13 protein-coding genes are annotated in these 26,026 nt (G+C 32.8%); 9 read left to right on the top strand and 4 right to left on the bottom strand.

Going from position 1 to position 26,026, the window contains the following annotated elements; genetic code table 11:
- Positions 1-74: 74 nt before the first annotated feature.
- The 4 genes from FT986_RS15510 to FT986_RS15495 all read left to right on the top strand — a co-directional run bounded on the left by FT986_RS15510 (position 75) and on the right by FT986_RS15495 (position 6,240).
- Entirely contained in the window at positions 75-2,141 is a 2,067-nt protein-coding gene (locus FT986_RS15510; protein ID WP_147865812.1) for a S9 family peptidase, read from the top strand.
- Positions 2,142-2,219: 78 nt separating this feature from the next.
- A complete protein-coding gene (locus FT986_RS15505) occupies positions 2,220-3,260 on the top strand; it encodes a PLP-dependent cysteine synthase family protein (protein ID WP_111540352.1) in 1,041 nt (346 codons plus the stop codon).
- A gap of 143 nt (positions 3,261-3,403) precedes the next feature.
- Positions 3,404-4,663, top strand: a complete 1,260-nt coding sequence (locus FT986_RS15500) for an aminotransferase class I/II-fold pyridoxal phosphate-dependent enzyme (protein ID WP_111540351.1) — start codon at positions 3,404-3,406, stop codon at positions 4,661-4,663.
- A gap of 194 nt (positions 4,664-4,857) precedes the next feature.
- A complete protein-coding gene (locus tag FT986_RS15495) occupies positions 4,858-6,240 on the top strand; it encodes an NAD-dependent succinate-semialdehyde dehydrogenase (RefSeq protein WP_147865811.1) in 1,383 nt (460 codons plus the stop codon).
- Positions 6,241-6,316: 76 nt separating this feature from the next.
- Here FT986_RS15495 and FT986_RS15490 read toward each other — a convergent pair whose 3' ends face one another.
- Complete coding sequence (locus FT986_RS15490; RefSeq protein WP_147865810.1) at positions 6,317-6,829, bottom strand: NADPH-dependent FMN reductase; 513 nt, start codon at positions 6,827-6,829, stop codon at positions 6,317-6,319.
- Positions 6,830-6,947: 118 nt separating this feature from the next.
- Here FT986_RS15490 and acnA point away from each other — a divergent pair, with 118 nt between their 5' ends.
- Both acnA and FT986_RS15480 read left to right on the top strand, forming a co-directional pair.
- Positions 6,948-9,734, top strand: coding sequence for an aconitate hydratase AcnA (acnA, locus tag FT986_RS15485; RefSeq protein WP_147865809.1), 2,787 nt, complete (start codon positions 6,948-6,950; stop codon positions 9,732-9,734).
- A 230-nt stretch (positions 9,735-9,964) separates the two neighbouring features.
- Positions 9,965-11,089, top strand: coding sequence for a PepSY domain-containing protein (locus tag FT986_RS15480; protein WP_147865808.1), 1,125 nt, complete (start codon positions 9,965-9,967; stop codon positions 11,087-11,089).
- Between the two features lie 61 nt (positions 11,090-11,150).
- Here the strand turns inward: FT986_RS15480 and FT986_RS15475 are convergent, their stop codons facing one another.
- Positions 11,151-14,750: a metallophosphatase gene (locus FT986_RS15475; protein WP_147865807.1), complete on the bottom strand. Its 3,600-nt coding sequence runs from the start codon at positions 14,748-14,750 to the stop codon at positions 11,151-11,153.
- 220 nt (positions 14,751-14,970) lie between these two features.
- On the opposite strand from FT986_RS15475, the gene FT986_RS15470 reads away from it, so the two are divergent.
- Genes FT986_RS15470 through FT986_RS15460 form a run of 3 tightly spaced genes read left to right on the top strand, consistent with a single transcriptional unit; the run spans position 14,971 to position 22,973 of the window.
- A complete protein-coding gene (locus FT986_RS15470) occupies positions 14,971-20,040 on the top strand; it encodes a translocation/assembly module TamB (protein WP_147865806.1) in 5,070 nt (1,689 codons plus the stop codon).
- An 11-nt stretch (positions 20,041-20,051) separates the two neighbouring features.
- A complete protein-coding gene (locus FT986_RS15465) occupies positions 20,052-22,337 on the top strand; it encodes a BamA/TamA family outer membrane protein (RefSeq protein ID WP_147865805.1) in 2,286 nt (761 codons plus the stop codon).
- A gap of 24 nt (positions 22,338-22,361) precedes the next feature.
- Complete coding sequence (locus tag FT986_RS15460) at positions 22,362-22,973, top strand: trans-aconitate 2-methyltransferase (RefSeq protein ID WP_147865804.1); 612 nt, start codon at positions 22,362-22,364, stop codon at positions 22,971-22,973.
- 184 nt (positions 22,974-23,157) lie between these two features.
- On the opposite strand, the gene FT986_RS15455 is transcribed toward FT986_RS15460, so the two are convergent.
- The gene (locus FT986_RS15455) at positions 23,158-25,005 is read right to left on the bottom strand and encodes a cation:proton antiporter (RefSeq protein WP_147865803.1); all 1,848 of its coding nucleotides are present in this window, start codon (positions 25,003-25,005) and stop codon (positions 23,158-23,160) included.
- Positions 25,006-25,059: 54 nt separating this feature from the next.
- Positions 25,060-25,947: an AraC family transcriptional regulator gene (locus FT986_RS15450; RefSeq protein WP_147865802.1), complete on the bottom strand. Its 888-nt coding sequence runs from the start codon at positions 25,945-25,947 to the stop codon at positions 25,060-25,062.
- Positions 25,948-26,026 lie beyond the last annotated feature (79 nt).

Raw genomic sequence — 26,026 nt, 5'->3', positions numbered from 1 at the left:
AGAATTATTAAGCGGCTATAAGACTTTCTTTTAAACTATATTTTACCTTTGCAGTCGTTAAAAAAAGATATTAGATGTTGAAAACCAAAATAATTCCGCCTAGAGCGAAAAAAATAACACAAGAATTAAATACTCATAATGAAATAAGAATCGATGATTATTTTTGGATGAAGGATAGGCAAGATCCAGAAGTTATTAAATATCTAGAAGAGGAAAATGGTTATAACGAACAAATGACTGCTCATACTAAACAATTTCAACAAGAATTGTTTGATGAGATGAAGAGCAGAATAAAAGAAGATGATGCTTCCGTTCCTTATAAACATAACGGTTATTGGTATTATGTTCGGTTTGAAACTGGAAAAGATTATCCCATTTATGCTCGTAAAAAAGAGACTTTAGAAGCCCCTGAAGAAATTTTATTTAATGTAAATATAATGGCCGAGGGGCATAGTTATTATAAACTTACGGGAGTTAATGTAAGTCCAGATAATAAATTAGTTGCTTTTGGTGTAGATAATGTAAGTAGAAGAAAGTACACCATTCAAATTAAGAATTTAGAAACAGGTGCTATTTTACCACTCAAGATAGAGACTACCACAGGGAGTTCTACTTGGGCAAATGATAATAAAACTCTTTTCTATACGAGAAAAGATGAAGAAACTTTACGTTCTAATCAAATTTTTCAGCACGTGCTTGGAGACGATCCAAGTAAAGATATGTTAGTTTATCAAGAAGATGATGAAACCTATAATGCTTATGTTTATAAAACAAAGTCAGATAAATATGTAATTATAGGATCGAGTAGTACTCTAAGTGATGAGTACAGAATTTTAAATGCAGATGAGCCTAGAGGAGAGTTTCAGTTATTTCAACAACGCTGCCGCGGATTAGAATACAGTATTTCTCACTTTGAAGATCACTTTTATATTCTAACCAATAAAGATGATGCTGTTAACTTTAAATTGATGAAAACGTCAATAAACAAGCTTGCAAAGGAAAATTGGAAAGATGTATTGCCTCACCGGGAGGATGTTTTATTGGAAGATATAGAGATCTTTAAAGAATATTTAGTGGTCAGTGAGCGCTCAAAAGGATTGAACCATATAAGAATAATGCGTTGGGATGAAACCGAAGATTATTATCTGCCTTTTGATAATGAAACTTATACTACAGGAACAGGTACCAATCCAGATTTTGATACTCACATCTTAAGATATGGTTATAACTCATTAACCACTCCAACATCGATCATAGATTTTAATATGAAAACGAAGGAGAGTGAGGTTAAAAAAGAACAGAGTGTGTTAGATAAAACTTTCCGTAAAGAAAATTATATTTCAGAGAGAATTTGGGCTACAGCAAAAGACGGAACTCAAATACCTATCTCTTTAGTCTATAAGAAAGGAATACAACGAGATGGTAGCAATCCAGTTTTGCAATATGCTTACGGAAGTTATGGACATACAGTAGACCCTTCTTTTTCTACTACAAGATTGAGCCTACTTAATAGAGGGTTTATTTTTGCTATCGCTCACATTAGAGGAGGAGAGTATTTAGGTAGAAATTGGTACGAAGACGGAAAGATGCTTCAAAAGAAAAATACTTTTACAGATTTTATTGACTGTACACAATACCTAATAGATCAAAAATGGAGTTCACCTCAACATATGTATGCTATGGGTGGTTCTGCAGGAGGTTTATTAATGGGAGTTATTCTAAATGAAGCTCCGCATTTATATAATGGCGTTATAGCTGCTGTACCGTTCGTAGATGTCGTATCTACAATGCTAGATGATAGCATACCTTTAACTACTGGAGAATATGATGAATGGGGGAATCCTAATGAGAAAGAATATTATGATTATATGAAATCTTATTCTCCTTATGATAATGTAAAAGCTCAAGATTACCCTAACATTCTTATTACTACAGGTTTTCATGATTCCCAAGTTCAATATTGGGAACCTGCAAAATGGACCGCAAAGTTACGAGAATTAAAAACAGATAAAAATATTTTATTATTTCATACCAATATGGATGCTGGTCACGGCGGTGCTTCAGGACGATTTGAAGCTTTAAAAGAAGTAGCTGAAGACTATGCTTTTTTATTAGACTTGGAAGGAAAAATTTATAATTAAAAAAAATAATGTAAATTTGCGGTGTTTTGCTTATTTGTTAAAAGTAAATAACGCATTTTTTAATAAGAATTTCATTATATGAAAGAAGACTTACAGGTTTATAATAACGTCTTAGAATTAATAGGAGACACCCCTCTAGTTAAATTAAACCGTATAACCCAAGACATTAAAGGAGAATTTTTTGCAAAAGTGGAAGCTTTTAATCCAGGACATTCTACCAAAGATAGGATTGCGTTATATATAATTGAAGAGGCAGAGAGGAAAGGAATTTTAAAACCAGGTGATACAATCATAGAAACTACTTCAGGAAATACGGGTTTTAGTATAGCTATGGTTTCTGTAATTAAAGGTTATGACTGTATTTTAGCCGTTAGTTCAAAGTCTTCTTCCGATAAGATAGACATGTTAAAAACGATGGGAGCAAAAGTATATGTTTGTCCAGCAAATGTATCGGCTGATGATCCGCGTTCCTATTATCAAGTAGCAAAAAGATTACATCAAGAAATAAAAGGTTCGGTTTATATCAATCAATATTTTAATGAGTTGAATATGGATGCTCATTTTAAAACAACAGGACCAGAAATCTGGAAACAAACCGAAGGAAAAATTACGCATCTAATCGCTTGTAGCGGAACAGGAGGAACCATTTCTGGAACTGCACGTTATTTAAAAGAACAAAACCCTCAAGTTAAAGTGATAGGAATTGATGCTTACGGATCTGTTCTCAAAAAATATCATGAAACAAGGGAGTTTGATGCAGATGAAATTTACCCATACCGAATTGAAGGTTTAGGGAAAAATTTAATTCCTACCGCAACAGATTTTGATACGATAGACCGCTTTATTAAAGTTTCTGATGAAGAAAGTGCGCATACCGCAAGGTATATTGCTAAAACTGAAGGAATGTTTGTTGGTTATACTAGTGGAGCAGCATTTCAAGGAGTTAAACAATTAGCAGAAGAAGGAGAGTTTGATGAAAACTCTAGAGTGGTGATTATTTTTCCAGATCACGGATCGCGTTATATGAGTAAGATATATAGTGATCAATGGATGCACGATCAAGGCTTTTCAGATAGTGAAAACAATGTCGATGCCGAAAAAATAGAATTTATTAAATAATATAATAACCTTATAAAGTAAAAGCATCCCAAAAGGATGCTTTTGTTTTGTTTATAACTTAGTGAATTGAAATAATGTAAGTAAGCTGTATCATTACATTTTATTCATTATTTTTGCGCGTTAAGTTGTATTAAAATTTTTTTATGAAAGATTTATTCGATAAAATATATAGAGACAAAGGACCATTAGGAAAATGGGCAGAACAAGCAGAAGGGTATTTTGTTTTTCCTAAATTAGAAGGAGAAATTAGTAACCGAATGAAATTTCAAGGAAAAGAAGTAATTACTTGGAGTGTAAATGATTATTTAGGACTTGCGAATCACCCAGAAGTAAGAAAGGTAGATGCAGAGGCTGGTGCAAAATACGGTTCGGCTTATCCAATGGGAGCTCGTATGATGAGTGGTCACACTCACTTACACGAACAATTGCAAAATGAGTTAGCTGAATTTGTAAATAAAGAAGCTTCTTATTTATTGAATTTCGGTTATCAAGGGATGGTTTCTACTATCGATGCATTAGTAGGTAAAGATGATGTTATTGTCTATGATGTAGATGCACACGCTTGTATTATTGATGGAGTACGATTGCATTTAGGAAAAAGATTTACTTACAAGCATAACGATGTAGCAAGTATCGAAAAAAACCTGCAAAGAGCCGAAAAGATAGCTGAACAAACCGGGGGAGGTATTCTTCTGATTTCTGAAGGTGTTTTTGGAATGCGAGGAGAGCAAGGAAAGTTAAAAGAGATTGTAGAGCTTAAAAAGAAATATAACTTTAGATTGTTTGTAGATGATGCTCACGGTTTTGGAACTTTAGGAAAAACAGGTGCGGGAGCAGGAGAGGAGCAAGGTGTACAAGATGATATAGATGTTTACTTTGCGACCTTTGCTAAATCTATGGCAAGTACAGGTGCTTTTATAGCAGCCGATCAAGAAGTGATTGATTACCTAAAATACAATTTAAGGTCTCAAATGTTTGCCAAGTCATTGCAAATGCAATTGGTAGAAGGCGCTTTAAAACGTTTGGATATGTTGAGAACCATGCCAGAGTTAAAAGAAAAACTTTGGGAAAATGTAAACGCATTACAAAATGGTCTTAAAGATCGTGGTTTTGATATTGGTACCACGCAAAGTTGTGTAACTCCAGTTTATTTAAAAGGAAGTATTCCTGAAGCTATGGCTTTAGTTAAAGATTTAAGAGAGAATCACGGAGTGTTTTGCTCAATCGTAGTTTATCCAGTAATTCCTAAAGGATTAATTCTTTTAAGGATGATTCCTACAGCATCTCATACGTTGAAAGATGTAGAGGAAACTTTAGATGCTTTTGGTGCGATTAGAGAAAGATTAGAAAATGGAACATATAAAAGAATGTCTGCCGCAGTTGCAGCAGCTATGGGAGAATAAAATAACTTTCTTTCAAATATATAAAAGGTCATCTAAAATATTGTTTTAGATGACCTTTTTTGTTTTTATAAAGTTTGTGCTTTCGCGGATTTGCAAGAAAAAAAAATTTTTAGCGAGACTCTTAAAGAATTGTTTAATAACATTTTATTAGGAAAAAGTGCTAATGTTCTTTCTATCTTTAAAATAAAAAAACTATGTCAAATTCATTTAAGACTACCAATCCAGCAACCGAAGAGGTATTAGAAACTTACGAGTATATGTCCTCAAAAGAAATGGAGGATGCTATTGAAAGTTGTCACCATGCCTTTTTAGAATGGAAAAAGAAATCACCAGAAGAAAGAGCTTCATATATCAAGAAAGTAGGAAAATCACTGCAAAATCATAAAGAGGAATTGACCCAATTGATGACCGATGAAATGGGAAAACTTCTCAAGCAAAGTAAGCAAGAAGTAGACCTATGTGCACAAATTTGTGATTGGACTGCAGAAAATGGCCCTGAAAACCTTAAAGATGAAGAAAAAGAACTTCCCAATGGAGGAAAAGGTATTATTACGTATTCTCCCATAGGTGTTATTTACGGAATTCAACCTTGGAATTTTCCGGTATACCAAGTAATGCGTTATGCAATTGCTAATCTTATGGCTGGTAATGGAGTTCTACTGAAGCACGCAGCTAATGTTACTGGAACAGGATTATTACTGGAGAAAGTATTTGCAGAAGCAGGATTACCTGAAAACCTTTTTAAAGTTCTCGTAATTGACCACGATGCTTCAGATAATGTTATTAAAAATAAAAGGGTTAGAGGAGTTACTTTAACAGGAAGTCCAGAAGCAGGAAAAGTTATTGGAGAGAAAGCAGGAGCAGAATTGAAAAAAACAGTCTTAGAATTAGGATCTAATGATGCTTATATTGTTTTAAAAGATGCCGATATCGAAACAGCGGTTAAAGCCTGTGTAAATGGAAGAATTTATAACAATGGTGAGACTTGTGTAGCAGCAAAACGTTTTGTTATTGTAGAGGAAGTTTATGAAGAGTTTAGAGATGCTTATGTAGAGAAAATGAAGTCTATCAAAGCAGGAGATCCAAAAGATAAAGATTCAAAAATCGGTCCTATGGCTCGTAAAGATTTAAGAGAGAAACTTCACGATCAAGTCGAAAAAAGTGTGGAAAACGGAGCTAAAATTTCATGTGGAGGAGAAATTCCAGACCAAGAAGGATATTATTATCCAGCTACTGTTTTAGAAAATGTTGCTTCAGGACAACCAGCTTATGATGATGAGTTATTTGGTCCAGTAGCTTCTTTAATTAAAGTGAAAGACGAAGAAGAAGCTTTCAAAGTAGCTAACGATAGTAGATTTGGGTTAGGTGGAGGAATCTTTACAAAAGATGAATCTCGAGCATTTGAACTTGCTAAAAATCATTTTGATACTGGTATGGTGTTTATTAACTCTTTTGGTTTAGCACAACCCAATATGCCTTTCGGCGGAGTAAAAGATTCGGGTTACGGAAGAGAGCATGGAGGTTTTGGAATGAAAGAATTTGTGAATGCAAAAGCAATGATGAGCTTAAATTCATAAATTATTTAAAGGGAAATTAAATATAAACCTTTAAATAATATTTAAAAAAAGCTACATATTAATTTATGTAGCTTTTTTATTCTAATAGCTCTACCGCTTCTTTAATTAACGTTTTAGATTCTTCCGTAAAGGAAATTTCTCTATTTGAAAAAGTAACATCGGTTCGATAAAGAGGAAACTGAGTAATAATGTTCGCTTTCATAGCCTTTAAAGAACTAAGTAGAGATTGCATCGCAAATTTTCCACGTGGTTCATACGGTGTAAATGTCATCACAATTATTTTTTTACTTTCAAATTCTCCTGAATGCGTGCACCATTCTATCATATTTTTTAAAACAGCTGGTATATTGTGGGTATACTCGGGGGTGCTCATAATTATAGCATCATTATGTATAAGCTCTTTTTTAAAATTAAGAACACATTTTGGTACACCATTCTCCAAACGTTGAGGTGTAAATAAGGGAAGCTCTGACAAATTCTCTATTATTTTCATTGAATGTTTGTCTTTGATTTCTCCTTGTATAGCTTTTAGTAAATAAAAATTACTACTCTGTAAACTTGCCGATCCCGAAATCCCTAAAATTTTCATGACTATTATTTAAATGAAGTTAAAAAAGGCTTAATGCTCAATCTGTTGACTTTAATAATTTGTAAATTTAAAAGTCAACTTAAAGATTCCTTCAAACCGATTAAATTTAAACATTGCTATGAAAGAAACCATCCAAAACTTAAAAAAACAATTAAAAACTTCTAAAGGAGAGCTAAACTTCATCAGTCTTGAAAAGCTTAGTAAAGAATTTCCCAAAATTGAAAAACTTCCCTTTTCCATAAAAATTCTATTAGAAAATGCTTTACGGAATTATGATGGCTTTTTAGTAGATGATGATCATATCAAAAATCTTATTAACTGGAATCCAAAAGGAAGTGAAAATGCAGTGCCATATAAGCCAGCTCGTGTTTTAATGCAAGACTTTACAGGAGTTCCTGCCGTCGTAGATATTGCAGCCATACGGTCTGAAGCTATCCGTAAAGGTAAAGATGGTTCTAAGATTAATCCTAAAGTACCTGTAGATTTAGTGATTGACCATTCGGTTCAAGTAGACTTCTTCGGTACGGACTATGCTTATAAGAAAAATGTAGAATACGAATATAAAAGAAATAAAGAACGTTACGAAGTATTAAAGTGGGCTCAAAATGCTTTTGAAAATTTCACGGTGGTTCCTCCAGGAATGGGAATTTGCCACCAAGTAAACTTAGAATACTTGGCAAAAGGAGTGGTAGAAAGAGATGGTTGGGCATTTCCCGATAGTTTGGTAGGAACAGATTCTCACACTCCTATGGTAAATGGTATAGGTGTTGTTGGTTGGGGAGTTGGAGGAATAGAAGCAGAAGCTGCACTTTTAGGTCAGCCTATTTACTTTACCACCCCAAAAGTGATTGGTTTGGAGTTGACAGGTAAACTGCCAGAAGGAATTACAGCCACCGATATGGTTTTAGAAATTACCAATAAGTTACGATCTTATGGGGTAGTGGGAGATTTTGTTGAAGTCTTTGGCGACGGTTTAGATCACCTTTCGGTTCCTGATAGAGCTACAATTTCTAATATGTCTCCAGAATTTGGTTGTACGGTAACTTATTTTCCTATAGATGATCAAACCATTCGCTATATGGAAAAAACCAACAGAAATGAAAAGCAATTAGAGTTGGTTGAAACTTACTGTAAAGAGAACTTGCTTTGGCGAACTGGAAAAGAAAATATTGAGTATTCAGATGTATTAACGGTAGATTTATCAAGTTTAGAACCTTCAGTATCAGGACCAAAACGTCCGCAAGATAAAATATTAGTTAAAAAGCTTAAAGATCAATTTAGCAGTTTACTTAGTGAAGTTCACGGCAGAGATTATTTACCAAGAGAGAAAAGAGAATTATGGTACGATGAGGGGGGTAGCGGAACAGAGTTACATCAAGATGAAGAAGGTGCAAAAGGACAACAAAAAGAGGAAGATGTTGAGGTAGAAGTAGAGCGAAATGAATTACAATCAGTTCGCATTAAGCGAGAAAATGAAGAATATTTATTAAGTGATGGTTCAATTGTGGTAGCTGCCATTACATCGTGTACCAACACCTCAAATCCATCGGTAATGTTAGGAGCAGGTTTAGTAGCTCGCAAAGCCATAGAAAAAGGTATAGATGTAAAACCTTGGGTAAAAACTTCGTTAGCACCAGGTTCTAAAGTTGTTACTAATTATTTAAAGAGAGCGGGGCTATTAAAAGATTTAGAAGCCTTAAAATTTCATGTGGTAGGCTATGGTTGTACTACGTGTATAGGAAATTCGGGTCCTCTCCCAACTCATATTGAAAAAGCAATTGATAAAAGTGACTTGGTAGTCTCTTCCGTCTTAAGCGGAAATAGAAACTTTGAAGCTCGTATTCATCCTAAAATTCAAATGAACTTTTTAGCTTCTCCAATGTTGGTGGTGGCTTATGCTATTGCTGGTAGGGTAGATATTAATTTAATGGAAGAACCCTTGGCAACCGATGCGAATGGGCAAGATGTTTTTCTCAAAGACATTTGGCCGACACAAGGCGAAATTCAAGAAGCTATAGAATCTGCTACCAATAAAGAAGATTATGAACACGAATACAAAGTAATTTTTGACGGAGAAGAACAGTGGAAAAAATTAGAAGCACCCAAAAGCTTGGATTATCAATGGAAAGAAGATTCCACTTACATTAAAGAAATACCTTTCTTCAAAGATATAAATGAAAACCCCGAACCTATGCAAAACATTAAAAATGCAAGGGTTCTTATGAAGTTGGGAAATTCGGTTACTACAGATCATATTTCACCTGCTGGCGCTTTCGCGGAAGACAGTCCGGCTGGGAAATATTTAAAATCTAAAGGAGTGGAAAAAGGAATGTTTAACTCTTACGGTTCACGTAGAGGAAATCATGAAGTGATGATGCGCGGAACTTTTGCTAATGTGCGAATAAATAATGAAATAGCTAGTAGACAAGGAGGTTATACGCATTATTATCCCGAAGACAAGGAAATGACCGTTTATGATGCTGCTATGAAATATCAAGAAAGTAAAACTCCTTTGGTAGTTTTAGCAGGAACAGAATATGGTTCTGGTTCTTCTCGAGATTGGGCTGCGAAAGGAACCGATTTACTCGGAGTAAAAGCTGTCATTGCAGCATCATACGAAAGAATTCACCGATCTAACTTAGTAGGTTTGGGAGTTTTACCTTTAGAGTTTAAAGAAGGTGAAGATGCTAAATCTTTAGGGTTAAGCGGAGAAGAAACTTTTGATATTGTAGGAATTGAAGACGGATTAACGCCAGGAAAAGAATTAAGTGTTATAGCAACAAATACAAATGGTGAAGAAACTCAATTTAAAGTAATCACCAGGTTAGATTCTCAAATAGAAATTGAATATGTAAAACACGGAGGAATACTTCAATACGTTTTACGCCAATTTCTAGAAGAATAAATCCAATAAATATTTTACAATTTTAGATAGATGAAAGAGCAACTTTTAAAAGGTTGCTCTTTTTTATAGCAGTATTTATTTTAAAAATCAATTTTTAATTAATGCATCTATTTAAAATTAATCTAAATAATAGTTGTTTATTATAGATACTATAATATTTTTGCAGGCTATAAAACTTCAGAAACAAATAAAATTTAGCGTGATTTTTTACAGCTTTAAATAGGGTAGGTATGAAAAACAATAAAAAATATACTTTTAAAAAGTTTATAAATGATGTTCATTTATGGTTGGGAGTAGGAAGTGGAATTATACTTTTTTTAGTTTGCCTTAGCGGAACTTTACTGGTTTTTGAAAACGAAATCAAAGACGTATTTAAAGAAAAGCTTACCATAAACCCTATTGAAAGCGAAGTACAACCTATCGCACAGTTAAATCAACAATTAAGAGTTAACGGAGAAGTAAAACGTTTAACCATCCCAGTAGAAAAAGATGCGCCTTATGAGTTTGATATCAAAACTTCACCAGACGATCGCCGCGGTACCACTTTTCTAGTCAATCCATATACCAGCGAAACCCTACTGCCTAAAAAAACAAGTTTAGATGAGTTTTTCTTTACGTTGTTTAAAATACATCGTTGGTTATTATTGGATGTTCCAGTAGGAAGACCTATAGTAGGTATTGCTACTATAATATTTTTAGTCCTTTCGGTTACTGGAATTATTTTGTGGTTTCCAAAAAAATATAAATGGAAGAACTTTAAACCTGGGTTTAAAATTAAATTTTCAGCCAACTGGAAGCGTATTAATCATGATTTACACAATACTTTAGGTTTTTATGCCTGTATTTTTATAATAATTATGGCTTTAACAGGTTTAAACTGGTCTTTTGATTGGTATAGAGAAGGTGCAAGTAATGTAATAGGAGCAAAGATTTTTGATAGAGGAGGAGGACCAAAATTTAAATCATCTATACCAAAAAATGAGAAAAGTGTAGAAGAACTAATAGAAATTTCTTCACAAGAATTAAATTATTCTGGAAAGTTAAGAATTACATTTGCTACCACCTCAAATGATATAATAGAGATTCGAAAGTACAATTCAAACAATTTTTCTCCAGTAACTTCAGATCAACTAATTTTAGACAGAGAAGGAAAGGTTCTGCATAAAGAGATCTTCAATGAAAAGCCTTTAAATGTGCAATTAGCATCTGTAATTAAACCCTTACATACGGGAGAAATTTATGGTTCTTTCTCTAAAATAATTTATTTTATAACTTGTTTAATCGCTACAAGTTTGCCCGTTACCGGAACTATTATTTGGTTGAATAAATTAAAAAAGAAGAAAAAGAAATCTTAGTAGATATAAAAAAAGCTTCAGGTAAAACCTGAAGCTTTTTTTATACTCATATATCTATAGGTTAGAATCTAAATCCTAATGTAAAAATAAGCCTATTATCTTCATCACTTAAATAGTAACCAACATTAGCGGTAAATGCATTAAATCCGTTAAGGAATACAGAACCACCATAGCTTGTATGTATTTTATTGGAGTCTTCTCCTTCAATCCAAACTCTACCATAATCAAAACCTCCAGTTACTCCTAATCTAATAGGAACAAAATTGGTTCTAAACTTGGTAATCCCTACACGTAAATCTGTACTGTGAAAGAAAGATGTCTCTCCTAAAAAACGATCGTTTCTAAATCCGCGTAAGCTTTCATTTCCTCCTACACTTGCAGCGTGATAAAATTCATAATCTTCACCCAAATCACCTAATATAAAATCGGCGCTCGCACGTGTTGCTACGGTTGCTGCTCCACTTTCATGGATAGGATATACAAATGAAACTGTTGGGTTTAAGTAGGTAAACTGGTTATCATAATCTTCGTTTATACTCGATTTATATCCTGCCTTTAAATCTAGTTCCATTCCTCTTCTTGGGTAACCAATAAGGCTTCCTTTGTTGTTGAAATTGAATCCAACTTCTGCTCCTGCGTACATTTGTTTTTCGAAGACGTCGTTATTTTCATCGTAGAAATTACTTACAAAATCATTAAATGAATTATCTACTTCGTAAGACTCTATACTTGGCTTAAAATAAGCTTTCATAGTTGAGTTTTTTCTATAAATTAAAGACGGAGCAACATGCCATTGTTTGATAGGTACTCGGTTAAAATCTTTATCAATATCGTTATCATAACTTGTTCCATTTCCTACTCCAAAAAAGTTTATAGCGTAGTTAGCGCTTGTATATTTAGCATCTAATCCTAAATTCCAATTGTAGAAAATATGTGCGAACTCTCCGTAATAGTTAAATTCAAAACCTTGAGTTGCAGAAAAATAATTAGCACTTAATGTATGTTGTGTAGTAAATGGGTTTCTAGCTAAACCATAGGTGGTAAAAGTATCTGATAAACCTACTTTAAAGCCAGCATCTGGATCAAAACCTAAACTAGGTAATACCACATTACTTGAATACTTTCTTCTTGTAGGGTCATAATTATTAATTTCATAAGAATCGGTCAATCTTTTTGATCCTACATTCTCAAAGGTGTTATTTTTTGATTTGTAATCGTAAACTTTAGTTTTAGCTTTTCTATCAAAATCATATATATCATTTTCTTCTCCGCCTAATATTTTCAATTTTATAGGGTTATTTCCATCTCCTTCAACTTTAAATTCATCATCTCCATTTAATCCATACACCCAAATTTCTTTAGTTTCTTTGGCATCATATTCATTAGAAAAAATAACTTCATCATCCTCTTCAATTTCAATTTTTGTGATACCGTTATCCTTTCTTGTAATAAGAAACTTATTGTCTTCATTTGTTCCTATTACTGTTTCAAACTTTTTAAAATAGGTGAAATAATCTTTAGTAATATCAACAATATTTTCTCTTCTTAATTTAAGAGTTTTTTTGATTTGATCTATGGTTTCATCTTGCGTATCCTTAGGTAATTCCGCGAAAGCGTTGTCTATATCTTCATCACTTAAATTATTTTGAATATATAGCGCTTGCTTTTTCCAGTCTTCCCAGCTTGAGGTATTAATGAAGTTTTTATCTAGAGGGTATCCTGCAGAATTAAACCATTTTACGTTCTTTATTGTAGGTTCATAATTTTGCATTACTCTTAAAGCTGGAACACCAATTTTTAATAAAGAGATAATTGGACCGTCGTATCTAGGAAACGCTTGGTCACGATCTCTTGGTATAGGTTTATATACATCTTTACTATCTTCTTCGAACTTAGACCATCTCCATTGGTCTTGGTGTCTATCCCAATCTCCGATTAACATATCAAAAATACGAGCTTTGATATACTCATCTTCATCAATCTTTGCGTCTTTGTTATCTTGAATCTCCAAAAGCATATCTGAAGTGCTAATGATATCTTCTGAGTTTCCAAAGGTCTCAAAATCTTTATTTTCATCTCCTACGTGCTCTTCTAGCATATATAACTTATCTCCGTATGATTCGTTAAATCTGCCTAAAGCTTTTTGCTTAGGAACGTAAACGACTTTAGGATTGGCATGATAAATATTTAAATTCTTTGATAATCCATTTACAGCAAAGGGAGCATAAGGATGTGCAGTTGTGTAAAAATCTAAAACGATATCTTCAGCTAAAGTATTTCTCATATAATCTACCACATAATGGTCTTGTATAGTAGACTGTATAAACCTTACAGCACTTTTGCGTAATTCTCTTATATTATATTCACGCCCTTCGTCATTAGCTATTCTTAAAGTTCTAGATTGGTTTCCTCCTCCAGCTCTTGAAGCTTTCATATTGTTAGGTAGAGTATCTATAAATAGTACAGGAGCCTCAATTTTTTTACTATAAACATCTCGGTAATGATCTCCCCAAGCCCATTCGTGAAAATTAGATTTATCGGTTTCCTCTTCTGTATATATTGATGCTTTATAAGTAGAGCCAAATTCGTCTTTAGTGTGATAATCGAAGTCTTCTAACTTTCCTTTTTTTCTAGTAATTTCTTTAGTATAAACTAAAGTAGATTTACCGTCTTGAACTTCATACATTTCTACAAGAGAATTACCGTCTTTATATGCTATTAATTTAGCGAATCCATTTTTATTACTTGCGAAATATCCTTTATCTTCTTCTGGTCTTGTTTTTTCAATTTTTCCTGAAGCACCACTAATAATTTGTGGGATTCCATCATCTACTAAATATTGAAGGTTTTTATGGGCACCCGAAACAAATATTACATCTTCAAACTGGCTAGCCAAACTCTCTAATCTTCCCACTAACTCTTGCATTTGAGTATTATAATATGCCTGGTTAGAAAAACCACCCATTCTACCAAAAAAGCCTTTTCTATTAGCACTTAAAACAGGATGATGAATTGCAACAATAATTGTTTTATTCTGCTCATCTTTTAACTCATCTTTAAACTGTGCAAAGAACTGCTCTCTGGTTTTGAGTTCACATTTATTGTTTAAATAAGGATAATCATCCCAATTTTCTATATACCATTGAGAATCTATCATTACCAGTTCTACCTCATCACTTAAAGATTCACGTTCGATGGGACAACCATCATTTGGCCAAAACTCAGACTTGCTATTATCTTGTAAAAAAGACTCTAAATCGTCTATGTTTTTATGTCCGCCTTTATTCCATTCATTTTTTCCTGGTGTAAAGATTACATTTCCGTTAAAATTTTTAAGAGGGTTTAAGAGGCTGTTGGTCAAAAAGTCTTCTTCTTTTTTTCTATCTTTTTTATTTTTAGGATATCCATCTTCTCTGGTAATATTTCCTATCACTACGATAGCTGCATTATTATCTTGTTGAGAAGATTTTACAATTTCGCTAAGGATTTCATCGGTTTTTGATTCTTTTTCCAAGCCTGTATTAGCAGTGAAATAGATAGTTTTAGAAACTTCTTGATCTTTTTCTTGTGCAAATGCACTAAAAGTAAAGAAGAATAAAATACTAGAAAAAATCAATAAAAATTTAGGATTTTCTTTGATTTGAGTAAAGTAATTTCGCATAGTTTATGATTATGGTCTTTGTTTAGTGAGCTAAAATTCATGAAAATATTTAAGATGTAATTTTTTTTAACTCATTATAACATTTCAACAAGTTTTCTTTAAGTGTATTAAATTAATATATATACTTACCTATAGGTTAAACTTTAACTTAATTTAAACAGAGTATAAGCCTATTATTACGCTTTTGCTGAATAAATTTGAAGATTAATAAAATACACGAGTGAATAAACCCAAAAAAGATAATAAGAATACGTCTGTGCTAAAGAAAGTCTTGCGAATTGTTGCTAAGTCTTTCCTCACTTTACTTATTATAATTATTCTATTATTACTATTTATTAGAAGCCCATGGGGACAAGATATTATTGTAAATAAAGTAACACAATATGTATCCAACAAAACAGATACTAAAGTAAACATAGATAAGCTTTTTATTACTTTCTCTGGAGATATTTCTATTAAAGGAATTTACTTAGAAGATAAAAAAGGCGACACTTTATTACATACCAAATCGTTAGAAGCAGATATTCCTTTATGGAGTATTTATAAAAATAACGAGATTAATATTGATGATGTAGAAATAGAAGAGTTAACCGCTAATATTGTTCAAAAAGATAGCCTTAACGGATTTAACTATCAGTTTATAATTGATGCCTTTGCTACAGATACTACTCAAACTACAACTCCAAAAACTAATAATCCTGGGAAACCTTATACCTTTTCGTTAGGTACTGTAGCTTTACAAAAGATAAAATTGAATTATCAAGATGAAGTTGCAGGTACGTTTTTAGATTTAAAATTAAACAATCTAGAAACCGAAGGAAAAAAATTAGATTTAGATAAAAGTATTTATGAATTAAAATACATTAACCTTAGTAATACGACTGTTAATTACAAGCAAACCAAACCTTTGGTAAGCGAATCTCAAGATACTATTCCTTTGCCTATACTTGCGGTAGGAGAAATAGAATTAAAAAACGTAAATGCTGTTTACGATTCTCAACCAGATGAGTTAAAAGCAGATGTGACAATTCAAGATTTTTTTGCAGAAGTTCCACTTATTAATCTTCAAAACCAACAAGTTGAAGTTAATAACTTAAAATTACATAATTCTCTTGTAGAATTAAAAACAGGCAAACCACAAGAAAATGTAGATAATGAAACTGTTACAGAATCTACTTTCTGGCCAGATTGGGACGTAAATATTAATGCGGTTGATATTAAAGATAATACGATTTCTTTCCGTCAAGCGGAAGAAAAAGTTACTTCCGGACAGTTTAACCCTCTAGCCTTTGAATTGAGTGACTTTACCTTATTAGCCAATAAACTTGAACTTTCTAAAGAAGAAACCGCCGTTGTAAATTTAGATCAACTTACCTTTAAAGAAGCTGGAGGTTTTGAATTACAAGAATTTTCTACGCAAATCTCTTTAAGTCCGCAAGCTCTGCAAGTCAATAATTTGAATGCAGTAACCCAAAAAAGTAATTTAAACGGAAGTTTAACTACAAGTTTTGCATCTTTAGAAAGTTTTATAGAAAATCCAGATAAAGGAAGTTTTCAGGTATCAGTTCCTATTTTTAATCTAAATGCTCAAGAAGCATATTATTTTGTTCCAGAATTACGACAAAATACAGAATTTAAAAAGGTAGCTTCTAAAAAATTCTATGGAAAAATTAATGCTAATGGTACTTTAGCTAACCTTCAGTTAAAGAATACACAAGTTAATTGGGGCGGTAAAACTTCGGTAGTTGCAAACGGAAATTTAAAAAATGTTTTAGATACAGATAATCTCACTTTCGATATTCAGCAATTTGAAATCAATTCCGTTAAGGAAGATATTTTAGTATTCACTTCAGAGAAAGAATTGGGAATTAGTCTTCCAAAAACATTAAACATTAACGGAAATCTAAAAGGACGTTTGGATCGACTTTCCGCGAAAGCGCAAATGACTATTCCTGAAGGAAAAATTAAAGTAAACGGATCGTTTAGAAACGACAATCAGATTGCTTTTGATACGCAGGTAGAAACTATCGATCTAGATTTAGGAAAAATCTTACAAATGCCAGAATTGGGAGAGGTTTCATTGCTGTTAGAAACTTCAGGAAGCGGTAAAGATATCAATTCTTTAGATGCTACTTTAGACTCTCGTTTTACTCAACTTACTTATAATGAGTACGATTTGTCTGCGGTAAAACTTTCGGGGGAAATTGTGAACGGTACGGGGAATGTAAATTTGGGTTTTAAAGACAAAAGTGTAAATCTAAAATTAGATTCTCAAGTAGTTTTAGACTCTGTTGCACCAGAATTGGATTTTAAAGCAGAATTAGAAGGAATTGATTTGTATGCTTTGGGATTCACCAAAAAAGATATCAAAGCAAAAGTTTATGTAGATGGTCATTTTAAAGGAAATGCCGAGGATTTTACTACAAAAGTGAATATTACTGAGGGTGTGGCAGTATATGAAGATAAGCCGTATTATTTGGGTGATATTGCTATCAATTCTCAAGTGACAAAAGACAGCACCGCTTTAAATATTGATGGTACTTTCTTAAAAACCCAATTAAACTCTAATGCAAGTCCGGCGCAGATTATAACCGCCTTGCAGCATCACGCCAATCATTATTTTAAAGACAACATTGAAAAGGATAGTATTTCTCATTTTGTAAATCTTAAAATGGAAACTACCATTACTGAATCGCCTATTATTAGCGATGTTTTCCTGGACGGAATTCAACAAATGGATACCGTTTATTTTAAGGTAGATTTTAATGAAAAAGAAGAAGATTTAAAGGCTCGAGTTTCTTTACCAAGTTTGGTTTATCAAGAAAATAGACTAGATAGTTTACACATTAATATAGACTCTAACAGTAAAGAAGCGAAATTTAATATAGGATTTGGCAATTTAGAAGCAGGACCTCTTGCCATTAATAAAACCTATTTTGATGGGAGCTTAACCCAAGATACACTTTACTTAGACTTTAATTCTTTTGCAAATGACGAGAAGCTTTTTCGTATTCAATCAGAAATTACGGGAAATGATGAGGAGCTCAATTTTAGGATCAACCCATCAGATTTAATCTTGAATAGAAACCCTTGGGAAATTCCAAATTCTAATCAAATTTCCTTTTCAAAAGAAGCAATTACGTTTAATGACTTTGTACTTTCTAGAAATAGTCAAGAAATTAAGTTGAGTGATGATTTAGGAGAAACAAAAAATCATATTGGCGTAGCGTTAAAAAACTTTAAGCTTTCTACGTTTATGAGTTATTTTAATCCCGATGAATATTTGGCTTCGGGTATCGTAAATGGAGATTTTAAAATTATTAATCCGTTGGCAGACTGGGGAATGGTTGCCGATATGAATATTACAGATTTTAAAGCTATAGAAGTGCCGTTAGGAGAATTGCAACTTAAAGCTAAATCTATTAATAATAAAAAGTACGATTTTAAATTAGACCTTAACGGACAAAATATTGACTTAAATATAAATGGAGATTATTTAGCAGAAGAAACAGGTCCGCAACTCAATTTAAATGTAGATTTAAATAAGTTGGCGTTATCTATTATAGAAGGTTTTTCAAATGAAGAGCTTCAAGAGTCTGAAGGAAGTATAGCGGCTAATTTTGAATTAGATGGACCTATAACTGATTTAAATTACAAAGGAGAAATTAATTTTAATGAAGCGGCATTTTTAGTAAGTAAACTTAATTCTAAATTTAAATTGAGTAATGATAAAATTAAAGTAGATAATCAAGGAATTTATTTTAATCAGTTTTCAATTGCTGATGCACAAAACAATAAATTTAAGGTAAGTGGAGAAGTCCTTACTAAAGAAATTACAGATCCCACTTTTAATTTAAGCATAAAAGCAAACGATTTTGAAGCTCTTAATTCTACCAAAGAAGATAATGAATTATATTACGGAAAAGTAGTTTTTGATGTAGATGCAACCGTAGGAGGAAAATTAAGTTTTCCAAAAATTGAAGCAAAACTTACTGTAAATGAAAATACTAATGCGACTTATGTTTTACCAGAAACGCAAGTAGATGTAGTAGAGAGAGATGGAGTAGTGGTGTTTGTGAATAAAGAAAACCCCGATGCTATTTTAACCCGAAATGATGAAGAAGAAACCTCTGCTGTAATTACAGGTATAGAACTCAATACAGAGCTAATCATTGAACCTGAAGCTACTTTTAATATCGTTTTAAATGAGAGAACAGGAGATAATTTACAAGTAGTAGGCGAAGGAAATTTATTTTTTGATATTGATAGAAATGGAAGAACATCGTTAACTGGAAGATATGAAATTAGTGATGGTCATTATGAAATGAGCCTTTATAATTTGGTAAAACGAAAGTTTGATATTGCACCAGAAAGTTCGGTGACTTGGCAAGGAGATCCTATGAATGCAGATTTGGATGTAAAAGCTATTTATGATGTAAAAACCTCTGCTTCGGCTCTTATGGCAAGTCAAACTTCGGGAGAGTCAGCTTCTTCTCAAAATAGATTCAAACAGCGACTTCCGTTTTTCGTTTATTTAAATATTAAAGGAGAATTAAATCAGCCTGTTTTAGATTTTAGTTTAGATATGCCAGAAGATGAGCGAGGAGCCATTGGTGGAGCCGTCTACGGAAGAATCTCTCAACTTAACCAACAAGAAGATGAACTTAACCAACAAGTTTTTTCTTTACTGGTTTTAAATAGATTTTTCCCTCAATCGGGAACCGATGGAAGTGAGGGAGGAGCAGCCGTTGTAGCACGTGATAACCTCAACCAAGCGCTTTCAGATCAACTAAATGTATTTTCAGATAAACTCACAGGAGATACAGGAATCGAACTTAATTTTGGACTTAATAGCTATACCGATTATCAAGGATCTTCTCTAGAAAGTAGAACCGATTTAAATATAAGTGCCAGCAAAAAATTATTAAACGACCGTTTGGTGGTCACCGCAGGGAGTGAAGTTGGCGTTCAAGGAGAAGCGAGACCAGGAGAAAATAACCCTGTTATTGGAAATGTGAGTATAGAATATTTATTAACCGAAGATGGAATATGGCGCTTACGCGGATTTAGAAAAAGTGAATATGAAAACATTATTGACGGTCAGGTATTTGTAAGTGGAATTGCTCTAATTTTTACGAGAGAATTTAATAAGTTTAGCGAATTATTTGAGAAAGAAATTCAGCAAATAGAAGAAGAAAAATCTCAAAATGAAGAAAGTGAAAACCCTTCTCCTGAAGAGGAAGAGAATAACTCCACTTCCGCGGAAGCGATAAAAGAAGAAGAAAATTAATGAGAGAAATCATGAAAATAAATTATTCTTTTGTTTTGATAACGTTTGCAACTGCATTGGTTCTTAGCTCTTGTGCGGTGAAAAAATTCATTCCAGAAGGAGAATACTTGTATCGTGGTGGGACAATAAAATTGAAAGATACTATAGGGATAAAAAACAAAACCGATTTACAATTAGAATTAGATAACTTACTTTATCCGCAAGCGAATTCTAAATTTTTAGGTCTTTATCCTGGGTTGCATTATTACTACAAAGGACAGCAAGAAAAACCTGGTTTTATAAATAAGTTTTTAAATAAAAAGTTTGGTGAAGAGCCAGTATATTTATCAGATGTTGACGTTCCCAGCACAGAAGAAATTATAGAAAATCGATTAGAAAATAATGGTTTTTTTAGCAGTAGAATTACTTCCGCCGTAGAGCGAGATAGCAGCGCAAAAACAGGAAAAGCAATTTATGAGGTAACGCTTTCTCAGCCTTATAAGATGGAAACTTTTACGGTAGAAAAGGACTCAGTAGATTCTTTATCTTTAAAACTTTTGGAAGATATAGAATTATCTATGGGAGAAACGCTCATTGAAGAAGAAATGCGTTTTAATTTAACAAGTTTTAAAGCCGAAAGAGAACGAATTGATGATTATTTAAAGCAAAAAGGTTATTATAATTTTAATCCTAATTTTATCATTTTTGAGGCAGATACCAATCAATACGATAATAGAAAGTACGATTTGTTTCTTCGCCTTAAAGGAGGTGTTCCAGAAAAATCTAAGGTAACCTATATCGTAGATAAAGTAAGGGTTTATCCTAATGAAACATTAGCTTCTGAAAAAGAATTACAGGACACCGTAGTGTTTGACAGTTTGCATTATATACAAAAGGATAATTTTTTTAAGCCACATCGTATGGATCCTTATGTATTATTGCAACCTAGCGAGAAGTATGATCCGTTGTTATCAAAATATACGAGTAGACGATTATCCTCTATAGGAATTTATAAATATGTAAATATTCGATATAAAGAAAAAGATACCATTACCGATGAAAACGGATTTAGACACCTAGACGCCGAAATTCACCTTTCTCCATTTAATAAGAGAACTTTAAGAGCAGAACTGCAAGGCGTTACTAAATCTAATAATTTTGCAGGTCCAGGTTTAGGACTTACTTACGTGAACCGAAATTTATTTAGAGGAGGAGAAATTCTAAGAATAACAGGAAGTTTTGCTTACGAACAACAATTTTCCAGCAGTGGTGACCAATCGGGGTTACGTAGTTTACAATTAGGCTTAGGGTCTTCGTTGACATTTCCTAGACTCTTATTTCCTATAGATTTAAATAATAGATTTAAATATTCCATTCCGCAAACTCAAATTAAAGCTGGGATAGATTACTTAGACCGAAGTCAGTTATACTCATTAAATTCATTTTCAACCTCCTTTGGTTACATTTGGAAGGCAAATAGGTTCGTTACTCACCAACTAAACCCTATTAATATAAACTATGTGAAATTGGGCAATACAACCGATGAATTTGATGAAATACTAGATGAGAACCCTTTTCTAAGACGCAGCTTTGAGCAGCAATTTATCGCAGGTCTAACCTATAGTTTTACGTATAACGAATTAGTTGATGCTTCTAGAAGAGGGAGTTTTTATTTAAATTTTAATTTTGATATTGCAGGCAATACTATCGATTTGTTTGCACAAGAAAACAGTGAAGGTGAAAAAACTTTTTTAGGACTTAAATATGCTCAATACGCTAAAGCGGATATAGATTTGCGTTATCATTATAAAATAGGAAGTAATGGAGATGTACTTGTAGGGAGACTTTTTGGCGGACTTGGTTTGCCGTATGGTAACTCTCAGTCTTTACCATTTGTAAAGCAATACTTTTCTGGAGGACCATATAGTGTAAGAGCTTTTAATATACGTTCATTAGGACCAGGAACTTATCAGCCAGAAGAAGAGGGTGTAGATTCTTATTACGATCAGGCGGGAGATATACGTTTAGAAGCAAATATAGAATACAGATTTCCTTTATTTACGTATGTGAATGGAGCTGTTTTTGCCGATGCAGGAAATGTTTGGTTAACCGAAGAAAATGAAGCTTTACCAGGAGGAAAATTCTCGAGTAACTTTTCAGACGAATTGGGAATAGGAACAGGAGTAGGTCTTAGAGTTGATATTCAAGGGTTTGTGATTCGTTTTGATTTGGCATCACCATTAAAAAGACCAGCGAAGAAATGGGAGTTTGAATATGATAAACCAGTGTTTAATTTTGCTATAGGTTACCCTTTTTAATAATTCAAAAAAAAGACTTTTAAAATGAAAGCTAATTTAAAATCTCATTGGGAAAATGTTTATAAAACAAAAACGCCTCAAGAAGTAAGCTGGACACAAAAAACACCAAAAGCTTCCTTAGAATTGATCCAATCTTTTTCTTTAAGCAAAAAAGCCAGAATTATTGATGTAGGAGGTGGGGATAGTAATTTAGTAGATCACCTGTTGGAAAATGGTTATGAGAATATTACAGTTTTAGATATTTCTGCGAAAGCAATTGAAAGAGCTAAAATAAGGTTAGGAGCTAAAGCGGAAAAAATAAACTGGATAGTGTGTGATATATTAGATTTTAAGCCTAATACTACTTTTGATATTTGGCATGACAGAGCAGCTTTTCATTTTTTAACTACTAACGAGCAAACTAGTAAATATATAGATTTGGTATCTAAGTATGTAGAAAACTATTTAGTTTTAGGAACATTTTCTAAAAATGGTCCTAAAAAATGTAGCGGATTAGAAATTAAACAATACTCTGAAGAAACGCTAACCAATATATTTAAAAACAATTTTAATAAAGTAGCTTGCTTTACGGAAGATCATATGACTCCATTTAAAACCACTCAAAATTTCTTGTTTTGTAGTTTTAAGAAATTTTAGTGTCAGTCCCTATTAAACTTTTTTCTTCTCTTTATAAAAACCTTTCTTGCCGTGTCGTGGTAGCATTCATTTCTGGTAAAATAAATGATTTTTGACCAATGTGTCGAAATCTTTTTTTAGAATTTTAAATCAAATTATTATAACTTTAATTGTTTAGAGCACATTTTAATTGGGTTTCATAGCCTTAACTATTTCCAACTTTACTACTACCAATTTTCAAATCATCTACAAGGAGTTTTTCTTGCTGGGCTATTTCTTCTTTTGCTTTAAAAATATATTCTTTTCCATTTTTTGGAGTCGTTGCCAAGCGTTTTAGGCTGAGGACATCAAGATTTATAAATTTTGTAGCTTGATCATGAGTTGCATCTCTATCAAACCCCATAAAATGGAGTACATCACTAGCCATCTTTACGGATGTATCTAAGGATTCTCGATAGATATGTTCGACACCTATATTATGTAAATCATATGCATCGTTACGATTTCTTGCTCGAACTAATAATTTTACATGTGGATATTGATCTTTCACTTTTTTTACAATACCAAGAGCTACATCGGGATTATCAATAGCACAGATTAAATAATCGGCTTCAGCAATTCCTGCAGATTCTAATAAATCCATTCTGGAAGCATCTCCGTAAAATACTTCAAACCCCATTTTTCTTAAAAAATCTACTCTATTTGAGTCAATATCCAGCACGGTTGTAGATATGCCATGCGCACGTAGAAACCTTCCTATTGTACTTCCAAAATGACCAAAACCAACTAAGATGGTTTTGTTGTTTACCTGAATGTCATCCATGGGCTTTTGTTCAGACTCCTTCGTACCAATCTTGGGTAAACATAGGTGTTCATTTATTATCCAAAGAATAGGAGTAAGTGTCATGGTAAGAGCTGTGACAACCAATAGGATATCTAGTTGTTCCTTTTCAAAAATATTTAGTTGAAAGGCAAAAGAAAGCAAAACAAAAGCGAATTCTCCAATTTGAGCTAAACCTACCATAAGCAATAAACGCTGGTCGATTTTCATTTTAAAAATGATTCCTATAATAAAAAGGACAATGGCTTTAATAAGAATTACTGAAATTACGAGTCCCGAAATTAAAAGGGGGTTTTCTCCTATGACTGCAAAATTAATCGAAGCTCCAACTGCCATAAAAAATAAACCTAGAAGTAAATCTTTAAAAGGATCTAATGTGCTTTCTAGTTCGTGTTTAAATTCGCTCGTCGCTAAAACTACACCTCCCAAAAAAGCTCCTAATGCCGGACTTAAACCTACTAATTCCATTAAAAAAGAGATGCCAGCCACGATTAATAATGCTGAGGCGACTAACAACTCTCGAACTTTAGATTTAGCAACAATCCGTAACATGGGTACTACTAAAAATCTACCCGCTACAATAATGAGTATGATTGATGAAACGATACTTAAAGCTTGCCAGCCTAAAGGTAAGTTTTCAAGAAAACTTGTGTGAGAGTTATGTCCGTTTGTTTCAACTGTAGCGCCATCTGAAAGATTGGATAAAAGAGGTAAAACGGCCAACATCACAATAACAATAATATCTTGAAACAATAGAATTGAAAAGGAAGATGTCCCGTAGGTGGTTTGCATTAACCCTTTTTCTTTATTGGTTTGTAAGGTAATTGCTGTAGATGATAGCGCCACAGCCATGGCAACTGTTAATGAAAGTTCCCATTCAATTTCAAAAGCATATAATATAGCAAAGGTGAGCGCCATAGTTCCAAACACCTGTATGCTACCCATCCCTAAAACAATGTTTCGCATCTGCCAAAAGCTCTTAGGTTTTATTTCTAAGCCAATGATAAAAAGCATCATTACGACTCCAAATTCAGCAAATTCTAGAATATCTTCGCCTTCTTCTCCTACAAATCCAAAAACAAATGGGCCAATTAACATACCTGCCAATAGGTAACCAATAACAGAACTTAAACCGAATCGCTTAGCAAGAGGTACACATATAATTGCTCCTGTAAGAAATACAATAGATTGAAAAAGGATGCTACCTGTCATAATAAATTAATTGATTTTTTAATGATTCTCCAGCTTACTTCTTAAGATTCTACTTTATGAAGTGGTGCAAGTTGCACGTTTTAAAAGTATGTATTCTCCATTATTTTTAAAATCACGAACCGATTGTCCCACATAGCGTTTAAAAGTTTTAGATAAATGACTAACATCAGTAAAACCTAACTCATCCGCAATTTCAGTAAGTGTATAATCTGAGTTTAGAAGGCGTATTTCTACTAACTTTAACTTTGCTTTTATAATATATTCTCGTAAAGAGAGTCCAACTTGTTTTCTAAAAAATTCGCTTACGTAAGTCGGTGATATTAAAAATTCCTCAGCTAAATGCTCTACCTTTAAAAGATCTGTTCTATTAATATTTTCACTTATATAGGTTAACATTCTAGTAGCTCTATCATCACTACTTTTTTCAGCAACTTCATAATGACTGCTTTTTTTTATATTCCGAATTAAAATTTCCAAAATACTAGTCATTAAGCTAGATACCAATGAAATAGATTCTTCTCCGTAATTTCGCGATTCTTGCAATATCATAGCTATTAACCTTTTTAAATGCTGCCTGTCAATATCATTTTTAATTACATCCCCAGGAAGTTGATTATAATTAGAAAGAATGTATGCTGCTTCACTAAACCATTCTGATCTATCTACAGCAACCCGATTTGAATTTTTAAAGAAGGCATCAGTAAATTTTAGAAACACGAATTTGGAAGTCGTTTCAATAGTAAAAGAATGACACTTCAATGGTGGAAGTAAAAATATATTTCCTTCTTCATAAGGATGGAAGTTATAGTTGATACATTGTGTTCCATTACCCTCCTTAATGAGAACTAATTCGAAAAAATTATTTTTTACAGGACGTTGCTTCCATTCAGATAATTTTAATTCTTGTATTTCAAAAGGTTTGTATGCTTCTAATATTTGCATTTCAGTTTATTTTAAGTCCAAAACTATATAAAAAAAAGTTAAGGTTATTTATTTTTAAATGAATAACCTCTATTTATAC

The sequence above is a fragment of the Mesonia sp. K4-1 genome (assembly GCF_008017825.1).
GTDB lineage: Bacteria > Bacteroidota > Bacteroidia > Flavobacteriales > Flavobacteriaceae > Mesonia.
Note: the sequence above shows the minus strand (reverse complement) of the source record. Positions and strands in the feature narration are given on the sequence as shown.

Bases quoted from the DNA above. Each gene is read 5' to 3' on its own strand.
- FT986_RS15510 (WP_147865812.1), top strand. From the start codon at position 75: ATGTTGAAAACCAAAATAATTCCGCCTAGAGCGAAAAAAATAACACAA.
- FT986_RS15450 (WP_147865802.1), bottom strand. From the start codon at position 25,947: ATGCAAATATTAGAAGCATACAAACCTTTTGAAATACAAGAATTAAAA.
- FT986_RS15505 (WP_111540352.1), top strand. From the start codon at position 2,220: ATGAAAGAAGACTTACAGGTTTATAATAACGTCTTAGAATTAATAGGA.
- FT986_RS15490 (WP_147865810.1), bottom strand. From the start codon at position 6,829: ATGAAAATTTTAGGGATTTCGGGATCGGCAAGTTTACAGAGTAGTAAT.
- FT986_RS15475 (WP_147865807.1), bottom strand. From the start codon at position 14,750: ATGCGAAATTACTTTACTCAAATCAAAGAAAATCCTAAATTTTTATTG.
- FT986_RS15495 (WP_147865811.1), top strand. From the start codon at position 4,858: ATGTCAAATTCATTTAAGACTACCAATCCAGCAACCGAAGAGGTATTA.
- FT986_RS15455 (WP_147865803.1), bottom strand. From the start codon at position 25,005: ATGACAGGTAGCATCCTTTTTCAATCTATTGTATTTCTTACAGGAGCA.
- FT986_RS15480 (WP_147865808.1), top strand. From the start codon at position 9,965: ATGAAAAACAATAAAAAATATACTTTTAAAAAGTTTATAAATGATGTT.
- FT986_RS15465 (WP_147865805.1), top strand. From the start codon at position 20,052: ATGAAAATAAATTATTCTTTTGTTTTGATAACGTTTGCAACTGCATTG.
- FT986_RS15460 (WP_147865804.1), top strand. From the start codon at position 22,362: ATGAAAGCTAATTTAAAATCTCATTGGGAAAATGTTTATAAAACAAAA.
- FT986_RS15500 (WP_111540351.1), top strand. From the start codon at position 3,404: ATGAAAGATTTATTCGATAAAATATATAGAGACAAAGGACCATTAGGA.
- acnA (WP_147865809.1), top strand. From the start codon at position 6,948: ATGAAAGAAACCATCCAAAACTTAAAAAAACAATTAAAAACTTCTAAA.